Origin of the sequence: Nonomuraea maheshkhaliensis, assembly GCF_039529435.1 — a bacterium.
GTDB classification, from domain to species: domain Bacteria; phylum Actinomycetota; class Actinomycetes; order Streptosporangiales; family Streptosporangiaceae; genus Nonomuraea; species Nonomuraea maheshkhaliensis.
Genome location: NZ_BAAAMU010000079.1, coordinates 1 through 14,050, shown reverse-complemented (window position 1 = coordinate 14,050; position 14,050 = coordinate 1). Strand labels below are relative to the sequence as shown.

21 protein-coding genes are annotated in these 14,050 nt (G+C 73.0%); 10 read left to right on the top strand and 11 right to left on the bottom strand.

Translation table 11 applies throughout. The features are described from left to right. Positions 1–4: 4 nt before the first annotated feature. Complete coding sequence (locus tag ABFX54_RS37960) at positions 5–712, top strand: type 1 glutamine amidotransferase (protein ID WP_346111599.1); 708 nt, start codon at positions 5–7, stop codon at positions 710–712. A 24-nt stretch (positions 713–736) separates the two neighbouring features. Here ABFX54_RS37960 and ABFX54_RS37955 read toward each other — a convergent pair whose 3' ends face one another. Next, positions 737–2,032: an alpha/beta hydrolase gene (locus tag ABFX54_RS37955; RefSeq protein ID WP_346111597.1), complete on the bottom strand. Its 1,296-nt coding sequence runs from the start codon at positions 2,030–2,032 to the stop codon at positions 737–739. A 20-nt stretch (positions 2,033–2,052) separates the two neighbouring features. On the opposite strand from ABFX54_RS37955, the gene ABFX54_RS37950 reads away from it, so the two are divergent. Next, the gene (locus ABFX54_RS37950; RefSeq protein ID WP_346111596.1) at positions 2,053–2,712 is read left to right on the top strand and encodes an endonuclease V; all 660 of its coding nucleotides are present in this window, start codon (positions 2,053–2,055) and stop codon (positions 2,710–2,712) included. 171 nt (positions 2,713–2,883) lie between these two features. Here the strand turns inward: ABFX54_RS37950 and ABFX54_RS37945 are convergent, their stop codons facing one another. Together ABFX54_RS37945 and ABFX54_RS37940 are read right to left on the bottom strand one after the other, a co-directional pair. After that, positions 2,884–3,255, bottom strand: coding sequence for a hypothetical protein (locus ABFX54_RS37945; RefSeq protein WP_346111595.1), 372 nt, complete (start codon positions 3,253–3,255; stop codon positions 2,884–2,886). 107 nt (positions 3,256–3,362) lie between these two features. Further along, the gene (locus ABFX54_RS37940; RefSeq protein ID WP_346111593.1) at positions 3,363–4,082 is read right to left on the bottom strand and encodes an NADPH-dependent F420 reductase; all 720 of its coding nucleotides are present in this window, start codon (positions 4,080–4,082) and stop codon (positions 3,363–3,365) included. An 89-nt stretch (positions 4,083–4,171) separates the two neighbouring features. On the opposite strand from ABFX54_RS37940, the gene ABFX54_RS37935 reads away from it, so the two are divergent. The 5 genes from ABFX54_RS37935 to ABFX54_RS37915 all read left to right on the top strand — a co-directional run bounded on the left by ABFX54_RS37935 (position 4,172) and on the right by ABFX54_RS37915 (position 6,077). Beyond that, a complete protein-coding gene (locus ABFX54_RS37935; protein ID WP_346111592.1) occupies positions 4,172–4,543 on the top strand; it encodes a winged helix-turn-helix transcriptional regulator in 372 nt (123 codons plus the stop codon). A gap of 100 nt (positions 4,544–4,643) precedes the next feature. Beyond that, a complete protein-coding gene (locus tag ABFX54_RS37930; protein ID WP_346111591.1) occupies positions 4,644–4,871 on the top strand; it encodes a hypothetical protein in 228 nt (75 codons plus the stop codon). A 135-nt stretch (positions 4,872–5,006) separates the two neighbouring features. Continuing rightward, entirely contained in the window at positions 5,007–5,153 is a 147-nt protein-coding gene (locus ABFX54_RS37925; RefSeq protein WP_346111590.1) for a hypothetical protein, read from the top strand. A gap of 20 nt (positions 5,154–5,173) precedes the next feature. Continuing rightward, positions 5,174–5,773 (top strand): TIGR00645 family protein, encoded by a 600-nt coding sequence (locus ABFX54_RS37920; protein WP_346111589.1) that lies wholly within the window; start codon positions 5,174–5,176, stop codon positions 5,771–5,773. Positions 5,774–5,816: 43 nt separating this feature from the next. Then, entirely contained in the window at positions 5,817–6,077 is a 261-nt protein-coding gene (locus ABFX54_RS37915; RefSeq protein ID WP_346111588.1) for a hypothetical protein, read from the top strand. 62 nt (positions 6,078–6,139) lie between these two features. Here ABFX54_RS37915 and ABFX54_RS37910 read toward each other — a convergent pair whose 3' ends face one another. Further along, complete coding sequence (locus ABFX54_RS37910) at positions 6,140–6,952, bottom strand: HAD family hydrolase (RefSeq protein WP_346111587.1); 813 nt, start codon at positions 6,950–6,952, stop codon at positions 6,140–6,142. A 687-nt stretch (positions 6,953–7,639) separates the two neighbouring features. Next, positions 7,640–7,945, bottom strand: a complete 306-nt coding sequence (locus tag ABFX54_RS37905) for a hypothetical protein (protein ID WP_346111586.1) — start codon at positions 7,943–7,945, stop codon at positions 7,640–7,642. 251 nt (positions 7,946–8,196) lie between these two features. On the opposite strand from ABFX54_RS37905, the gene ABFX54_RS37900 reads away from it, so the two are divergent. Beyond that, on the top strand, positions 8,197–8,556 hold the full coding sequence (locus ABFX54_RS37900; RefSeq protein WP_346111585.1) for a hypothetical protein: 360 nt from the start codon (positions 8,197–8,199) through the stop codon (positions 8,554–8,556). A gap of 25 nt (positions 8,557–8,581) precedes the next feature. On the opposite strand, the gene ABFX54_RS37895 is transcribed toward ABFX54_RS37900, so the two are convergent. Next, a complete protein-coding gene (locus ABFX54_RS37895; RefSeq protein WP_346111584.1) occupies positions 8,582–9,055 on the bottom strand; it encodes a DUF6968 family protein in 474 nt (157 codons plus the stop codon). A gap of 153 nt (positions 9,056–9,208) precedes the next feature. On the opposite strand from ABFX54_RS37895, the gene pyrF reads away from it, so the two are divergent. Beyond that, a complete protein-coding gene (gene pyrF, locus ABFX54_RS37890; RefSeq protein ID WP_346111583.1) occupies positions 9,209–10,030 on the top strand; it encodes an orotidine-5'-phosphate decarboxylase in 822 nt (273 codons plus the stop codon). Positions 10,031–10,038: 8 nt separating this feature from the next. Here the strand turns inward: pyrF and ABFX54_RS37885 are convergent, their stop codons facing one another. The 3 genes from ABFX54_RS37885 to ABFX54_RS37875 are packed head-to-tail and all read right to left on the bottom strand — an operon-like array spanning position 10,039 to position 11,763. Continuing rightward, the gene (locus tag ABFX54_RS37885; protein WP_346111582.1) at positions 10,039–10,545 is read right to left on the bottom strand and encodes a nucleotidyltransferase domain-containing protein; all 507 of its coding nucleotides are present in this window, start codon (positions 10,543–10,545) and stop codon (positions 10,039–10,041) included. A gap of 55 nt (positions 10,546–10,600) precedes the next feature. Beyond that, positions 10,601–11,611, bottom strand: a complete 1,011-nt coding sequence (locus ABFX54_RS37880) for an alpha-isopropylmalate synthase regulatory domain-containing protein (protein ID WP_346111580.1) — start codon at positions 11,609–11,611, stop codon at positions 10,601–10,603. Then, positions 11,578–11,763 carry a hypothetical protein gene (locus ABFX54_RS37875; RefSeq protein ID WP_346111579.1) on the bottom strand — a complete coding sequence of 62 codons (186 nt, stop codon included), beginning with the start codon at positions 11,761–11,763 and terminating at the stop codon, positions 11,578–11,580. Before ABFX54_RS37875 ends, ABFX54_RS37880 begins: the two co-directional genes overlap by 34 nt. A gap of 50 nt (positions 11,764–11,813) precedes the next feature. Between ABFX54_RS37875 and ABFX54_RS57170 the strand changes: the two genes are divergently transcribed. Then, on the top strand, positions 11,814–12,113 hold the full coding sequence (locus ABFX54_RS57170; protein WP_428834617.1) for a hypothetical protein: 300 nt from the start codon (positions 11,814–11,816) through the stop codon (positions 12,111–12,113). Positions 12,114–12,116: 3 nt separating this feature from the next. Here the strand turns inward: ABFX54_RS57170 and ABFX54_RS37865 are convergent, their stop codons facing one another. Together ABFX54_RS37865 and ABFX54_RS37860 are read right to left on the bottom strand one after the other, a co-directional pair. After that, complete coding sequence (locus ABFX54_RS37865) at positions 12,117–13,001, bottom strand: ribokinase (protein WP_346111578.1); 885 nt, start codon at positions 12,999–13,001, stop codon at positions 12,117–12,119. After that, the coding region (locus ABFX54_RS37860) for an ADP-ribosylglycohydrolase family protein (RefSeq protein WP_346111577.1) at positions 12,998–14,050 on the bottom strand (1,053 nt) is incomplete at its 5' end. The genes ABFX54_RS37860 and ABFX54_RS37865, both read right to left, overlap by 4 nt.

Sequence of the window (14,050 nt, the reverse complement as noted above, 5' to 3'; positions counted from 1 at the left end):
TGTCTTGGCTGACATTCTCATCGTCCAGAACAGCAGGAGCGGAGGTCCCGGCCGGGTGGGCGGCTGGCTGGAGGAGGCCGGGCACCGGCTCGACGTCGTGCTCGCCCACGACGGCGCTCCCCTGCCCTGCCGCCTCGACCACGACGCCATGATCATGCTCGGCGGCGGCTACCTGCCGGATGACGACGAGCGGGCACCGTGGCTGCGCGACGCCAGGCGGCTGATGGGTCAGGCGCTGGACGACGGCGTCCCGCTGCTGGGCATCTGCCTCGGCGGGCAGATGCTGGCCCACGTGGCCGGGGGCGAGGTGACCGGCGACACGGGCACGCCGGAAAACGGCAGCCTGCCGGTCACGATCAGGCCGGAGGCCGCCGCCGACCCGCTCTTCCACGGGCTGCCGCCGGTGGTGCCCGCCGTCGAGCACCACAAAGACGCCGTCACCCGGCTGCCCGGCGGAGCCGTCCACCTGGCCGAGACCGGGGCGTGCCCATATCAGGCGTTCCGGGTGGGCGAGCGGGCGTGGGGGGTGCAGTTCCATCCCGAGGTGGTGCCCGAGCGCATGCTGACGTGGCAGGCCGACGGGTTCGACCCGGCCGAGGTCTACGCGCGGGCGGTGGCCGACGAGCCGGTCTCCACGCCGATCTGGCACCGGGTGACCACCCGCTTCGCCGCCCTCGTCACCTCCCGCGCCCCCGCCGCCAGGGCTTCGTGAGTCTGGGCGGCGCGCGGGGCCTGCCTAGGTGAGGGCGTCGGCGATGGCCTTGACGGTGGCGTGCCAGATGGGTGCGGCAGGGGTGATGACGTCGAAATGGTCACCCGGTTGCTCCAGGTACGTCACGTCGTCACCCGTCTGCCGGGCCAGGGCGGCGTGCCGGCGGGCGAAGTCGACCAGGTCGAGATCGTCGTCCCGGCCTTGCACGATGAGCTGCGGGGTGCCGAGGGGGAGGCGGTGAAGGGGGGACGAGGCGGCGTAGGGGTCCTCGTCGCCGGGCTGGGCCGGCGTGGCGGAGGGGGCGCCGTCCCCTGGCTGTGCCGAGGTGGCGGAAGGGGCGCCGTCGCCGGGTTGGGCCGAGGTGCGGCCGAGAGCGGCGGCGACCGCGCCGGCGCTGAGTTTGCGGCGGTCTCCCTGGACGAGGTCGAGCACGCCCGCCAGGGACACCGCCAGCGCCATCCGCGATCCGTCGGCCGCCGCCCGCAGCGCCAGCTGTCCGCCGGCCGAGTGCCCGGCGACAGCGATCCGATCCAGGTCGAGCGCGACCGCCGCCCCTTGGCCGGCCAGGGCCGGGAGGGTGGTCAGCGTGGCCAGGCCGGTGGCGATGTCCGCGGTGGTCGCGTCCCAGCCGTGCAGGTCGGGGCGGCGGTATTCGAGATTCCACACCGCGAAGCCACGTCCGGCCAGGTCCTCGCAGAGCTCCTCCATGAGGTCGGCGGCCCAGATCGAACGCCAGTAGCCACCATGAATCAACGCCACCACCGGCACCGCTCCATCTGAGGCGCGAGTGGCGATGCCGGTGGCCGCGCTGGCAGCGGCGATGCCGGTACCGGTAGCCGCAACGCGGGAGGCGACGGCCGCGGTGGCGGTGCCCGCTGAACCCGCCGAGCTGGTGGTGCTGATGGTGGGGAGGTACAGGTCTCCCCACTGTTCCGGGGAGGGGCCGTAGGCGATGCGACGGATGCCGGAGTGACGCGCCCGGTGGACGGCGTGCCGGATTCCCCAGGCCAGCCCCGCGATCCCGCGCCCGTGGATGTGCGTGGCCCCGTCGACCCGGTCGATGTCCACCCACACCACGACCGAGGGGCCGAGTGGCCGGTCGCGTGACGAGCGTGCCTCCTCCTCCGGTCCGGGAAGGACGACCGCCACGTCGTGATCCCGTACCGACGAGAGCAGGTGGGCGGCGTCGCGGGCGTGCACGACCGTGCCTCTCACCCCGAGACGGGTGAACTCGCGGTCGGCGATCTCCGAGAGCAGCCCCGCGTCCGCCACCAGGCCGGGGCCGACGGCCACCACGATCTCGTCAGGATCCACCCTCATACGGAGATACCTTAGGGCGGGTGCGTGTGAATCAGCTTCACCCTTGGCCCGCGAGTGTCGCCGAGGCGGAGGCCGTTCAGGACCGGCTTCGCGGGCAGGTCGAGCTGACGGGACCGGGCACGTTCGAACTGGTAGCTGGTCTTGACGTGCACTATCACGGTGACGACGAGGTGACGGCAGCGGTGGTCGTGCTGGACGGCGCGACGCTGGAGCCGGTGGAGCAGGTGGTGGCGCACGGGAAGGCGGCCTTCCCTTACGTGCCCGGCCTGTTCGCCTTCAGGGAGCTGCCCGCGCTGGTGGAGGCGCTCGAACGGCTCAAGGTGACGCCCGACCTGCTCGTCTGCGACGGGTACGGGCTGGCCCATCCGCGCGGCTTCGGCCTGGCCTGCCACCTGGGCGTGCTGACCGGCCTGCCGTCGGTGGGGGTGGGCAAGACCCCGTTCGTCGGGACGCACGAGCCGCCCGGCCGGGAACGCGGCGCCTGGACGCCGATCGTCCACGAGGGCGCCGTCGTGGGACGGGCACTGCGCACGCGACGTGGGGTCAGGCCGGTGTACGTGTCGCAGGGCCACCGCATCTCACTCGGCACCGCCGCCGACGAGGTGTTGCGGCTGGCGTCCCGCTACCGCCTCCCCGAGCCGATCCGCCACGCCGACCACCTGGCCCGCCACCCCTCCTGAGCCCTCCCCGGGCCCGTCAACTGTCCTGGCCGACCCCGCCCCCGGCCCGACGACCGTCCTGGCAGGCCCCGCCCCGCCCCGCCCCGGCCTGGCCGGCCGGCCGACCGGTACGGCCGCGGGACCGGCGCCCCCGCGGCCGGCCCCGGGGCCGTATCCCGTCCCCCGGGCGGGTCAGCGGCGCAGGGCCCAGACCAGGAGCCAGACGCTGAGACCGAACAGCGTCATCCCGAGCGGCACGTGCGCCGCCACCGCCCCCGACCCGCCCAGCATCGACTGGACGAACCCGAGCAGCAGGATCACCAGGCTGACCAGCGCGGGCCAGCCCGGACCCCGGGCCGGCCGCCACAGCAGGACGGCGACGACGAGCTGAGCCAGTGCCAGCGCGTGCACCGCGGTCGCGCCCATCCCGTGTGCTCCCGCCGCTCCCCCGCTCAGCAGTTGCCCGGCTGTCACGGCCTGGACGAGCACCGACAACGTGCTGAGCGCGGTGACGACCTTGAACGCGGTGGCGTACCCGCTGCCCTTGGCGACCTCGGTGACCACTGGCCTCTCCTTTGACCTAGGACGAAAGGTCTTCAGGATCCGCCCGGCGGGCGGTGGCCGCATCCGCCCCCGGTCGCGATCCGCGCTACATCAGCGGTCGTACCCGATCAGGCCGGCTGGTGGTCACCAGAGGATGGCAGGGGCGGCAGGACGGCCTGGGCGTCGGCGCCGCCGAACCACAACCCGATCATGAACGCCGCCGTCGCCTCCAGTTGCATCGCCCGTGCCAGGCCGCCGCCGTTCACGGGGGTGCAGCCGAGATCGGCGACCAGCGTGCGCGCGGCCTCCATGGCGGCCGGATCGTCACCGCACAGGGGTACGGCCAGCGGGCGGCCGTCGAAGACCGGAGGCGTGAGCCGCCACACGTCCACATGGCACAGGTTGAAGCCCTTCACGACATGCCCGCCGGTGAGGTCGGCGATCAGGTGGGCGAGGGGACGCGTGGGGTCATACCGGTCGGGGGCGGCGCCGTTCGTCACGTCGATGAGCGGCTTGCCGCGCAGTGCCGGGCCGGCGGCCCGGAGCGTGTCGGCCAGCCCTGCCTCCCTCACGGCCACCACCACGACGTCCCCGAACCCGGCCACCTCCGCGAAACTCCCGCTCCGCACCTCCACGACCGCACAAGACCGTGCCTCCCCCGAGGCTCCCCCTGCCGGAACGCCGCCCCTCCCGGCGCCCCGCGCGGCTGCCTGGGCGGTCATGTGGCACGCGCGTTCCGCGCTCCTGCCCGGGTCCCGCCCGCTGACCATCACCTCGTGTCCCGCCGCCGCCCACCGCGTGCCCAGCGCGTCCGCCATGCTGCCCGCGCCCAGGATCCCGATCCGCATGTTCCGTCCTCCGAATGAGGGGCTTTACTTGACAGCAGGACTGTAGGAAGTCCGTCGCACACCATTCGGTTCCTATCGGAAGGCCCGCGTTGTTCCTCGCCGACTGCCAGACCCGGCTGGCCTTCGACCTGCTCGCCAACACGTGGAACGCGGTCGTCATGTGGGCGCTGCGGCACGGCCCGCGCCGGCCGGGGCGGCTGCGTACGGAGATCGGCGGCATCAGCAGCAAGGTGCTGACCGAGACGCTGCGCCGCCTGGAGTACAACGGGCTGGTGACGCGCCACACCTACGCCGAGGCCCCGCCGAGGGTGGAGTACGAGCTGACCGACCTGGGCCGTACGCTGCTGGGCCCGATCGAGGCGTTCGGCGAGTGGGCCGCCGATCACGCCGACGAGGTGATGGCCGCGCAGGACCGCTGGATCATGACGGACCCGCCGTCCCCCGCCGGTGAGCCTGGCTAGACGAGACCCTCGCGAACAACTTTCTTAGACGGAGTGTTACCGAGCCATTACTCTGGGTAGCTAATCGACGGTTGTCCAACACCGTCACCCAGGAGGTCACATGCGTTTCGCCCCCCGTCGGATCGCCGTCACCGCGCTCGTCGCCGGCGGCCTGACCCTGCTCTCCGCCCCTGCGGCACACGCCGTCGTCGATCCCGTCCTCACCCTCACCTGCCTGGCCGAGGCCCCCAACGCCGCGCTCGGGGTGGTGGATCCGGCCGCCGCCATGGACCCGGCGTCCCTGCTCGCGCCGCCCGAGCTCCCCGCGACGAACTGCCTCGCCCCCTGACCACGCGGGCTTCCGGCACGGGACCACCCCTCGACACCGGTAACGGGGCGGCGGCCGCACGCCGGACGCCGCCCGGTCCCAGCCAACCGTTCGCGCCACCAGCGGGTGCACGAAGAGCCGCAGCAAGGAGTTCCGTTGAAGGTCCGAGTCCTGACCGCCGCCGCCGCGTTGGCGCTGGTCGCCGGCGCGCCGCCGTTCATCCTCGACGAGCTCGGCACAAGCGACCGTCAGCTCGTCGACATCCAGACCTACATCCAGCACATCAACGTCCTGACGTCCTAGTGCGGGTAGCGCAGCTGTCCGTGGCCGAGACGCCGACCGGGCCACGGACACCGCTCCGACGGGTCGGCTACTTCATGTTCTTCAGCCGGTGGATCCAGGTGCCGCTCTACCTGGGGCTGATCGTCGCGCAGGTCGTCTACGTCTGGCGCTTCATGATGGAGTTGCTCCACCTGATCCAGCTGGGCTTCGGCGGCTCGCCCGCGGAGACCACCGTCATGCTGATCGTCCTCGGGCTGGTGGACGTGGTGATGATCTCGAACCTGCTCATCATGGTCATCATCGGCGGCTACGAGACGTTCGTCTCGCGGCTGCGCATCGAAGGACATCCCGACCAGCCGCAATGGCTCTCGCACGTGAACGCCAACGTGCTGAAGGTCAAGCTGGCCATGGCGATCATCGGCATCTCCTCCATCCATCTCCTCCAGATCTTCATCAACGCCGCGAAACCCACCATCACCGACCGGGAGCTCATATGGAAAACCCTGATCCACCTGACCTTCGTCGTCTCCGCGATCGCGCTCGCCATGATCGACCGGATGATGGAGGGCGGGCGTCCGCAGCACGGCACGGGCGACGGGGAGCAGTCCGCCGCGACGTCGCAGGAGCGCCTGGCCGCCTAGCGCGGCGCCGGTCAGCGTGGCGGTGCGCCTGGCGGGGGGAGTGATGCGGGTCGGGTACGCGGTCGTCGCGGGGCTTGCGGCGGTGGCGTCGGCGCTGCTCGGCTGCCCAGGCGCGTACGCGGGGGACGAGACCCCCGCGAAGAGCGGCCCGGCCCCGCTGATCGGCGATGTGATCATCTTCAACGACGAGATCGTCGAGCCGGTGTCCCTGCCGCTGAGCACGTGCGGAGGGCTGCTGCCGGTGTTCAGCGCGGCGCCGTCCTCCTGTGAGGGCGCGTCGCGCGTGTCGGACGACGACGCGTGAGTCCGTACGTGCCCGCCCGCGGGGGTGGGCGGGCACGACGGCGCGACCCCGGCGAACGGGCGTCAGGCGGCGCGGCCGAGCAGGTCCTCCAGCACCACGGCGACGCCGTCCTCGTCGTTGGACAGCGTCCGGTGCTCCGCCGCCGCCAGCACCAGCTCGTGGGCGTTGGCCATCGCGTATCCGGCGCCCGCGTAGAGCAGCACGGCCAGGTCGTTGGGCATGTCGCCGAAGGCCACCACGTCGCGGGACCCGACGCCCCGCTCCCGGCAGAGCCGGTCGAGCGTGGCCGCCTTGGTGACGCCGGAGGCGCTGATCTCCAGCAGCCCCTCCAGGCCCGAGTACGTCACCTCGGCCAGATCGCCGATCGTGTCCGACACCGCCGCGTACATCTCGTCCGCCGTGCGGGACGGCGACATGGCCAGCAGCTTGACGATCGGCCGGTCCGCGCCGAAGACCGAGTCGACCTCGCGGTAGAAGGCCATGTCCTGCTCGATCCTGCGGGTGTAGGCGGCCTCGGTGAGCACGTTCCTGCCGGTCTCGACGGCCAGCCCGACGTCGGGCAGGGCGAGGGCGAGCGCCTCGGCGACCTTGCGCGCGGCCTGCGGGTCGAGCGGGCTGCTGGCGGTGATCTCGTCGGTGGCCAGGTCGTAGACGACGGCGCCGTTGCTGCAGATCGCGGTGCCGGTGACCTCCGCCTGGGCGGCGATCTCCCTGACGCCGCGCGGCGCCCTGGCGGTGACGAAGACGATCTCGGCGCCGGCCGCGCGGGCGGCGCGCAACGCCTGCGTGGTACGCGGGCTGACGGAGCCGGCCGAGCTGAGAAGGGTGCCGTCGAGGTCGGTGGCCACGATGCGGGGGAAGGTCACGGTGCTCACCAGGCGATTATCCCGTCCGGGCGACCACGGGTCATGACGTACGAAACGCTCTCCGGCGATCAGGCGGGCAGGGGCATGCGCAGCACCAGGCACGTGCCCTGGCCGGAGTCCTCGATGGTGAGGGTGCCTCGGTGGGCGCGGCGATCTCGCGGCAGATGGGCAGGCCCAGGCCGATGCCCTTGAGGTCGCGGGCGCGCGGTTCCGGCAGCCGGGCGAAGCGTTGAAGACGCGTTCGCGGTGTTCTGGGGCGATGCCCGCGCCGTCGTCGTACACCTCCAGGACTCCGGTGCCGTCCTCGGCCCTGACCGCGACCGTGACGCCGGTGGCGGCGCGACGCTCGGCGTTGTTCAGCGGGTTGTGCGGCAACCGGGAGATCAGCAGGGGGTCGCAGGGGACGAACACGGCCGGCCTCGGGCCGGCGCGGATCGGGACGCGGCCGGGGGCGCGGCGCCGGAGCTCGGTGCGGACGAGCTCGGCCAGGTCGGTGCGCTGGTGCTGGGCCGGCCGGTCGGCGTCCAGGCGGGCCAGGGTGAGGATGTCCTCGGCGATGGTGGTCGCCGTACCTCGGGGGCTCCGGCAGCGCGCTGCGGGCGATCAGATCGCCGCCCGCGGCGGGCACCCACATCGCCACGACGATCATGCACGTGCCGGGGAAGCCGGGCACGTCGTACAGCCGCCGGTCCATGGTCATGGGGCGGCGTGCGGGCACGAAGGCCGCCATCCGCGGCTACCCCGTACCCGCTCGGTCGCCGAGACGACCCGCCCTGCGGCGTTCACCAGTTGCGTCGCGGCCACCCCTTCGACGTGGATGAGCGGCGGCGGGGGGCGGTGGGCGAAGCGGTGCACCATCTCCAGGTGCGCCCGGTAGACGGTCTTGAGCCTGAGGTCCGGCTCGTCGCGGTGCTGGTGGTCCAGGACCAGCCCGCCATGATCACGGGCAGGACGAGCGTCACCAGGGTGGTCAGCAGCGTCATCCGCGCCCGGATGGACCACGGCGCACGCGTGACGCGCGCGGCCGTCCGCGATCCGAAGCCCGCGACCCGCCGGAGCAGGCCGGTCATGACGGTCCCACGGTGTCCCGCCCCCGATGGACACCCAGCACAGCGGCCACCTCTTCCGGTGCTCCAGGCTCACCCCATTCCGGGCGCACTTCCCCTGACCAGCGGGAACAAGCCTGCGGCGGGGTGAATACGGCGATTGCCCCGTTGCGGCGAATCGGGGCGGATCGGTAATAACCTACGCAAATGCTCTCCGAGGATCGTCCGGCCGACGCTCTCGCGTCCGTGTTCCGCTTCGCCACGGAACTGGTCGCCTGGGTGGCGACCCCGTGGGCGCTCGCCCCGTACTCCGTTCCGCCGGCCGTGCTCGTCGTGGTGGTGCTGATCGGGCTGCCGACGCTCTTCGCCACCCCGGGCGACAAGCGGCAGGTGATCGTCGCGGTGCCGGGCTACGTGACGATCCTGCTGGTCGTCCTGCACGTCGTGTTAGCGGTGGCGGCGGCGTGGGCGGCCTGGCACGCGGTCGCCGCCGCCGTGGTCTCGGTGCTGGCCGTGGTGACGGTGGTGCTGGAACTGCCGCGCTGGCGGTGGCTCCTGACGCACTAGACCCCTGTCCGGGAGCGGGCCGCCGTCAGACGCGCATCTCGGACGGGAGGCGCCTGGCCGCGTCGGTGAGTTCCACGCCCAGCAGTTGCCCCGAGTCGCCGAAGTCGAGCACGACGTCCCCCGCCACCGCCTGGTCCGCGGCCTCTCCGGGGGAGATCTCATGCTTCATCGCTATATAGGCGATGTTGCGGTCGTCGTCGACGCTCACGTACACCGTCCGCAGCCGCATCTCGTCCGGACGGTCGTCGGCCAGCAGCCCCTCCCTGGTCTCGTGCGAGCCGGCCAGCGCCGCCCTGACCATGACCATGGCCAGCTCGACCGCCTCCAGCGAGTCGAGCCCGGTGACCTTCCGCTCGTGCTCCCATCCGTCGAGCCCGTCGATCCGGTACGGGCACGACCACTCGCCCGTCGCCTCCTCGTACGGCAGGCCGAGCGTGACGACCACGTCACGCGGCGGATCGGTACGCAGCGCCAGCACCCGATGGGCGATCTCGTACATGTCTACTGATCTACCCGCACGACCGCATGTGGAAGACTCGGCCCCGCACCGGATGGGCATCGACGCCTCGGCACCATAATGTCGCGGGAGTACGATTCATGCCCACGGCACCCGCGGGGCCGCCTACCCGTGGTCGTGAGGGAGCTTTGTCACATGAACGATTCGTTCGGGGCGCGTCTGCGAGCCAGGCTCGACGACCGGGGACCCCTGTGCGTGGGCATCGATCCGAGCCCGGCGCTGCTCACCGACTGGGGGCTGGACGACTCGCCCGCGGGCCTGGAACGGTTCAGCCGCACCGTGGTCGAGAACGTCGCCGACGTGGTCGCCGCGGTCAAGCCGCAGTCGGCCTTCTTCGAGCGCTGGGGCAGCCGCGGCATCGCGGTCCTGGAACGCACCATCGCGGACCTGCGCGAGGCGGGCACGCTGGTGCTGCTCGACGTCAAGCGGGGCGACATCGACAGCACGATGGCCGCGTACGCCGAGGCCTACCTCGACCGCGGCAGCCCGCTGGCCGCCGACGCGGTGACGCTGAGCCCCTATCTGGGGTTCGCCTCGCTGGAGGGGGCGATCACCTCGGCGGTGGCCAACGACGCGGGCGTGTTCGTGCTGGCCCGCACCTCCAACCCGGAGGCGGCCGGGCTGCAGCGGCTCGTGGCCGGCCAGGTGCTGGCCGGGGCCACCGCGGCCAACGCGGGGCACTCGCCGTTCGGGCCCGTCGGGCTGGTCATGGGCGCCACGCTGCCGGAGCTGGAAGACTCGCTGACCGACCTCAACGGGCCCATCCTGGCTCCGGGGCTGGGCGCCCAGGGCGGCACTCCCGCCGACGTGGCCCGCCTGTTCGGCCCGGTACGGCACGCGGTGCTGCCGTCGGTCTCCCGGGCCGTGCTGGCCGACCCGAAGCGGCTGCGCGGCCGTACGCTGTTCTACCGCGACGAGTGCGCCGCGCACCTGTCGGGGGTCGTCGCCCAGGGCTGACCACCCGTTCAGAAGTGGGTCGTGATCCCGAACGTCTCGCGCAGCCTGGCCATGTCGTGCAGGTCGCGCTCCCTCGGCTCATAGCCCTGGTGGAAGGTCACCTGCTGGGCGGCCGACAGGCACGGCACGGCCACGCCCTCGATCACGCCGGAGGCGAAGGCGTCCGCCGGATAGGTGAAGGCGCCGCCGTGGTCGTCGAGCCGCTGCAGCGCCGAGCCGTCGGGGCGGAAGCTCAGCGGGTGCAGGTCCAGCTCGCGCCCGCCGGGCTCCGCCATGACGAAACGGGCGGGCCTGCCGGGGACGACGCCTTCGAGCCGTTCGGCGTACCCCAGGGCCTCCAGGGCCGCGATCACGGCGGGCTCCTGCTCCACCCGGTGGAGCAGGTCGAGGTCGGCGTGCGTCCTGGTGACACGCCCGACGAGCGCGTCGACGCCCCAGCCGCCGGCGATCCAGACCGCGCAGCCCGCCGCGCGCAGGGCCCGCAGCACCTCCAGGACGGCGCCGGCCTCGAACATCCGCGTCCTCTCCACCGGGTGATCGCCTGCAGAGGCTGTGATCGTACGCGAGCGCTCAGCCGGTCGCGTACGCGGCCCGGTCGATGGCCCGGTTGACCGCGGCCAGCACGGCGCGGACCGAGGCGGTCAGGACCGAGGTGTCCGTGGCCGCGCCCCAGCGGGTGACGCCGCCCGCGCGGACCTCGACGTAGGCGATGGCCCGGCCGCCCCTGCCGGGGTCGAGGGCGTGCTCGGCGTAGTGCAGGATGTCCGCGTCGAGACCGTCGGCGGTCAGCGCGGCGGTCAGCGCCGGCAGCGGCCCGTTGCCGGTGCCGCTCAGGGTGCGCCCGCTGGTCAGCGTCCCCTCGAACGTGTGCGCACCCGGCCCGGTCTCCACCGTGCTCCAGCTCGCCGGCGGGGCGGCCTCCCCCGGCGCCAGGTAGGTGGCGTGGAAGAGCTCCCAGAGCTGCTCGGCGGTGATCTCCGCGCCGCTGCCGTCGGTGGCCCGCTGCACCACCCGGGAGAAGTCCATCTGCGGGCGGCGCGGCAGTTCGAGGCCGTAGCGGGTGTTGAGCGGGCACGCGACGCCGCCCTTGCCCGACTGGCTGTTGACCCGGATGACGGCCTGGTAGTCGCGGCCGACGTCGGCCGGGTCGATCGGCAGGTAGGGCACCTCCCACGGCGCCCGCTCCGGCGGCACGCCCAGCTCGGCGGCCCGCTTGGCGTGGTGGGCCAGGCCCTTGCCGATGGCGTCCTGGTGGGTGCCGGAGAAGGCGGTGTAGACGAGGTCGCCCGCGTACGGGTGGCGGTCGGGCACGGGCAGGCGGTTGCAGTGCTCGACCACGCGCCGCACCTCGTCGATGTCCGAGAGGTCGATCATCGGATCGACGCCCTGCGCGTGCAGGTTGAGCGCGAGCATGACCAGGTCCACGTTGCCGGTGCGCTCCCCGTTGCCGAACAGGCAGCCCTCCACCCGCTGCGCCCCCGCCAGCAGGGCCAGCTCCGCGCGGGCGACGCCGGTGCCGCGGTCGTTGTGCGGATGCACGGACAGGATCACCGCGTCCCTGCGGGCGAGGTTTCCGTGCATGTACTCGATCTGTCGGCGTACACGTTGGGCGTGGCCACCTCGACCGTCGCGGGCAGGTTGAGGATCACCGGCCGGTCGGGCGAGGCGTCCCACAGGGCGGTCAGCTCGTCGCAGACCTCCAGCGCGTAGTCCGGCTCGGTGAGGTCGAACACCTCCGGCGAGAACTCGAAGCGGATGTCGCGGTCGCCGGCCAGGCGGCGACGTGGCCGGCCGCGTGCTTGATCAGGGCGCGCAGCTCGCGCCTGTCGTGGCCGAGCACCACCTCACGCCAGGTGGGGGCGGTGGCGGCGTAGAGGTGCACGACCACGCGGGACATGTCCTCGACGGCGGCGAACGTGCGCTCGATCAGATCGCGCCTTGCGGCCGTGAAGACCACCACGGTGACATCCTCGGCCACGGCGCCCGGCGTGGCCAGGTGACGGGCGAAGCCGAAGTCGGTCTGGCTGGCCGAGGGGTAACCGGTCAGACGGTCGGGCCGGCGTCCGGCTCCGGCTCGTCCTGAGCGTCAGTCGAGGGCGTCCTCGATCTGGCGGCGGGTCGGCATCGAGGTGCTGGCGCCCTCGCGCTGCACCGACAGCGCCGCCGCCACGGAGGCGAAGCACAGGGCGCGTTCCATGGGCATGCGCTCGGTGCGCGCCACCGCCAGCGCCCCCACGAACGTGTCGCCGGCCGCCGTCGTGTCCACCGCGTTCACCTTCACCGCCGGCACCCGCAGCCGCTCCTCCGACCGCGACCCGTACAGCGCCCCCTCAGAGCCCAGCGTGATCACCGCCTCAGGGACCAGCTCAAGCAGCGCGTCCATGGCCGCGTCCGGGCCCGTCACGCCGGTGATGGCGGCGGCCTCGTGCTCGTTCGGGACGATGGTCGTGACCGCCTCAAGCAGCTCGGCGGGCAGCGGCTGAACCGGCGCAGGGGTGAGGAAGACCGGCACGCCGGACACGCGGGCCGCCTGCGCGGCCCGTACGACCGCCTCCATGGGCAGCTCAAGCTGCAGCAGCAGCGCCCGGGAGCCGGCGATGGCGGCCAGGTCCTCGCCGGTGGGCCCGGTGACGGTGCCGTTCGCGCCGGGGACGACGATGATCGAGTTGCCGCCGTCGTCGTCTACCACGATGTGCGCGATGCCGCTGGGCCCGGGCACCTGGCGCAGGCCACGCACGCTCGCGCCCGCCTCGGCCAGCGTGGCGGGCATCTCCGCGCCGAACCCGTCGTCGCCGACCGCCCCGAGGAACGTCACCACGCCGCCCGCGCGGGCGGCGGCGATCGCCTGGTTGGCGCCCTTGCCGCCGGGCACGGTGCGGAACCGGTGCCCGGTGACCGTCTCCCCGCGTCGCGGGGCCTGGGAGACGTACGCGACGAGGTCCATGTTGGCGCTGCCGAAAACCGAGATCATGCCTTCATCATCTCCTGTGTCCTGGCCGCCAGCTCGGCCGGACTCACCCCGTCGAACCCGGTCAGGCTGCTGGCCAGGCTGTCGCGCAGCCGCCAGCGTTCCGGTACGCCGCCGTTGAGCGCGCCCGCGACGGACCCGGCCGTGGCGCCGGCGGAGTCGGTGTCCCAGCCGCCCGCCACCGCTCCGGCGATCGTCGCGGTGAAGTCGCCGCCGCCGTGGACCAGGGTGGCCGCGACGAGGGCGGCGTTGTGGATCGTGTGCACCCAGTGCAGGTCGCCGTGGCGTTCGTGCAGCAGGTCGACGACGCGTTCGAAGTCGTCCTCACGGGCGGCGTCGGCCAGGGCCAGGCGGACCGCCGCGTATAGCCGCGAGCCGCGCGGCACCACGGACAGGCCCGCCCGCACGACCTCCTCCGCCGATTCGGCCACCAGCGCGGCGGCGCACAGGGCGGCCGCGAACATGGCGCCGTAGATCCCGTTCGCGGTGTGGGTGAGGCGGGCGTCGCGCCAGGCGTACTCGGCGGCCGTGGCGGGGTCGCCCGGGTTGACCCAGCCGTAGACGTCGGTCCTGATCATCGCGCCGATCCACTCGCGGAACGGGTTGCGGTAGGTGGCGGTGGCCGGCGGCTCGACGCCGTCCAGGAGGTTGCGGTACGCGACGCGCTCGGCGGTGAACGTACGGCCCGCGGGCAGTTCGTCCAGCCACAGCTTGGCCACGTCCTCGGTGGTGAAGCCGCGGCCGTGCCGCTCCAGTACCGACAGGGCCAGCAGCGGGTAGTTGAGGTCGTCGTCCTCCGGGATGCCGTCCACGTTCTCGGCCAGGGAGTTGACGGCGCTGCGGCGGTTCCACGGCCAGCGGCGGGCGACGTCGTCCGGCAGGCCCTTCGCGGTGAACCAGCCCTGGATCGGCCAGTTGCCGGTGGCCTCGGCGATCTCCCTGATGCCCTCGCGCGGGATCTTCTCGACGGGCTTGCCGAGCACGCCCCCGGCCTCCCGGCCCAGCCACGCTCCCAGCACCCGCGCGGGGTCCACCGCGGCCCTCGGCCGCCG

Coding starts and splice junctions, on each gene's coding strand:
- ABFX54_RS37915 (WP_346111588.1), top strand. CDS start 5,817: ATGCGGGTCGGGTACGCGGTCGTCGCGGGGCTTGCGGCGGTGGCGTCG.
- ABFX54_RS37940 (WP_346111593.1), bottom strand. CDS start 4,082: ATGCGGATCGGGATCCTGGGCGCGGGCAGCATGGCGGACGCGCTGGGC.
- ABFX54_RS37955 (WP_346111597.1), bottom strand. CDS start 2,032: ATGAGGGTGGATCCTGACGAGATCGTGGTGGCCGTCGGCCCCGGCCTG.
- ABFX54_RS37880 (WP_346111580.1), bottom strand. CDS start 11,611: ATGCACGGAAACCTCGCCCGCAGGGACGCGGTGATCCTGTCCGTGCAT.
- ABFX54_RS37930 (WP_346111591.1), top strand. CDS start 4,644: ATGCGTTTCGCCCCCCGTCGGATCGCCGTCACCGCGCTCGTCGCCGGC.
- ABFX54_RS37865 (WP_346111578.1), bottom strand. CDS start 13,001: ATGATCTCGGTTTTCGGCAGCGCCAACATGGACCTCGTCGCGTACGTC.
- ABFX54_RS37885 (WP_346111582.1), bottom strand. CDS start 10,545: ATGTTCGAGGCCGGCGCCGTCCTGGAGGTGCTGCGGGCCCTGCGCGCG.
- ABFX54_RS37900 (WP_346111585.1), top strand. CDS start 8,197: ATGCTCTCCGAGGATCGTCCGGCCGACGCTCTCGCGTCCGTGTTCCGC.
- pyrF (WP_346111583.1), top strand. CDS start 9,209: ATGAACGATTCGTTCGGGGCGCGTCTGCGAGCCAGGCTCGACGACCGG.
- ABFX54_RS37895 (WP_346111584.1), bottom strand. CDS start 9,055: ATGTACGAGATCGCCCATCGGGTGCTGGCGCTGCGTACCGATCCGCCG.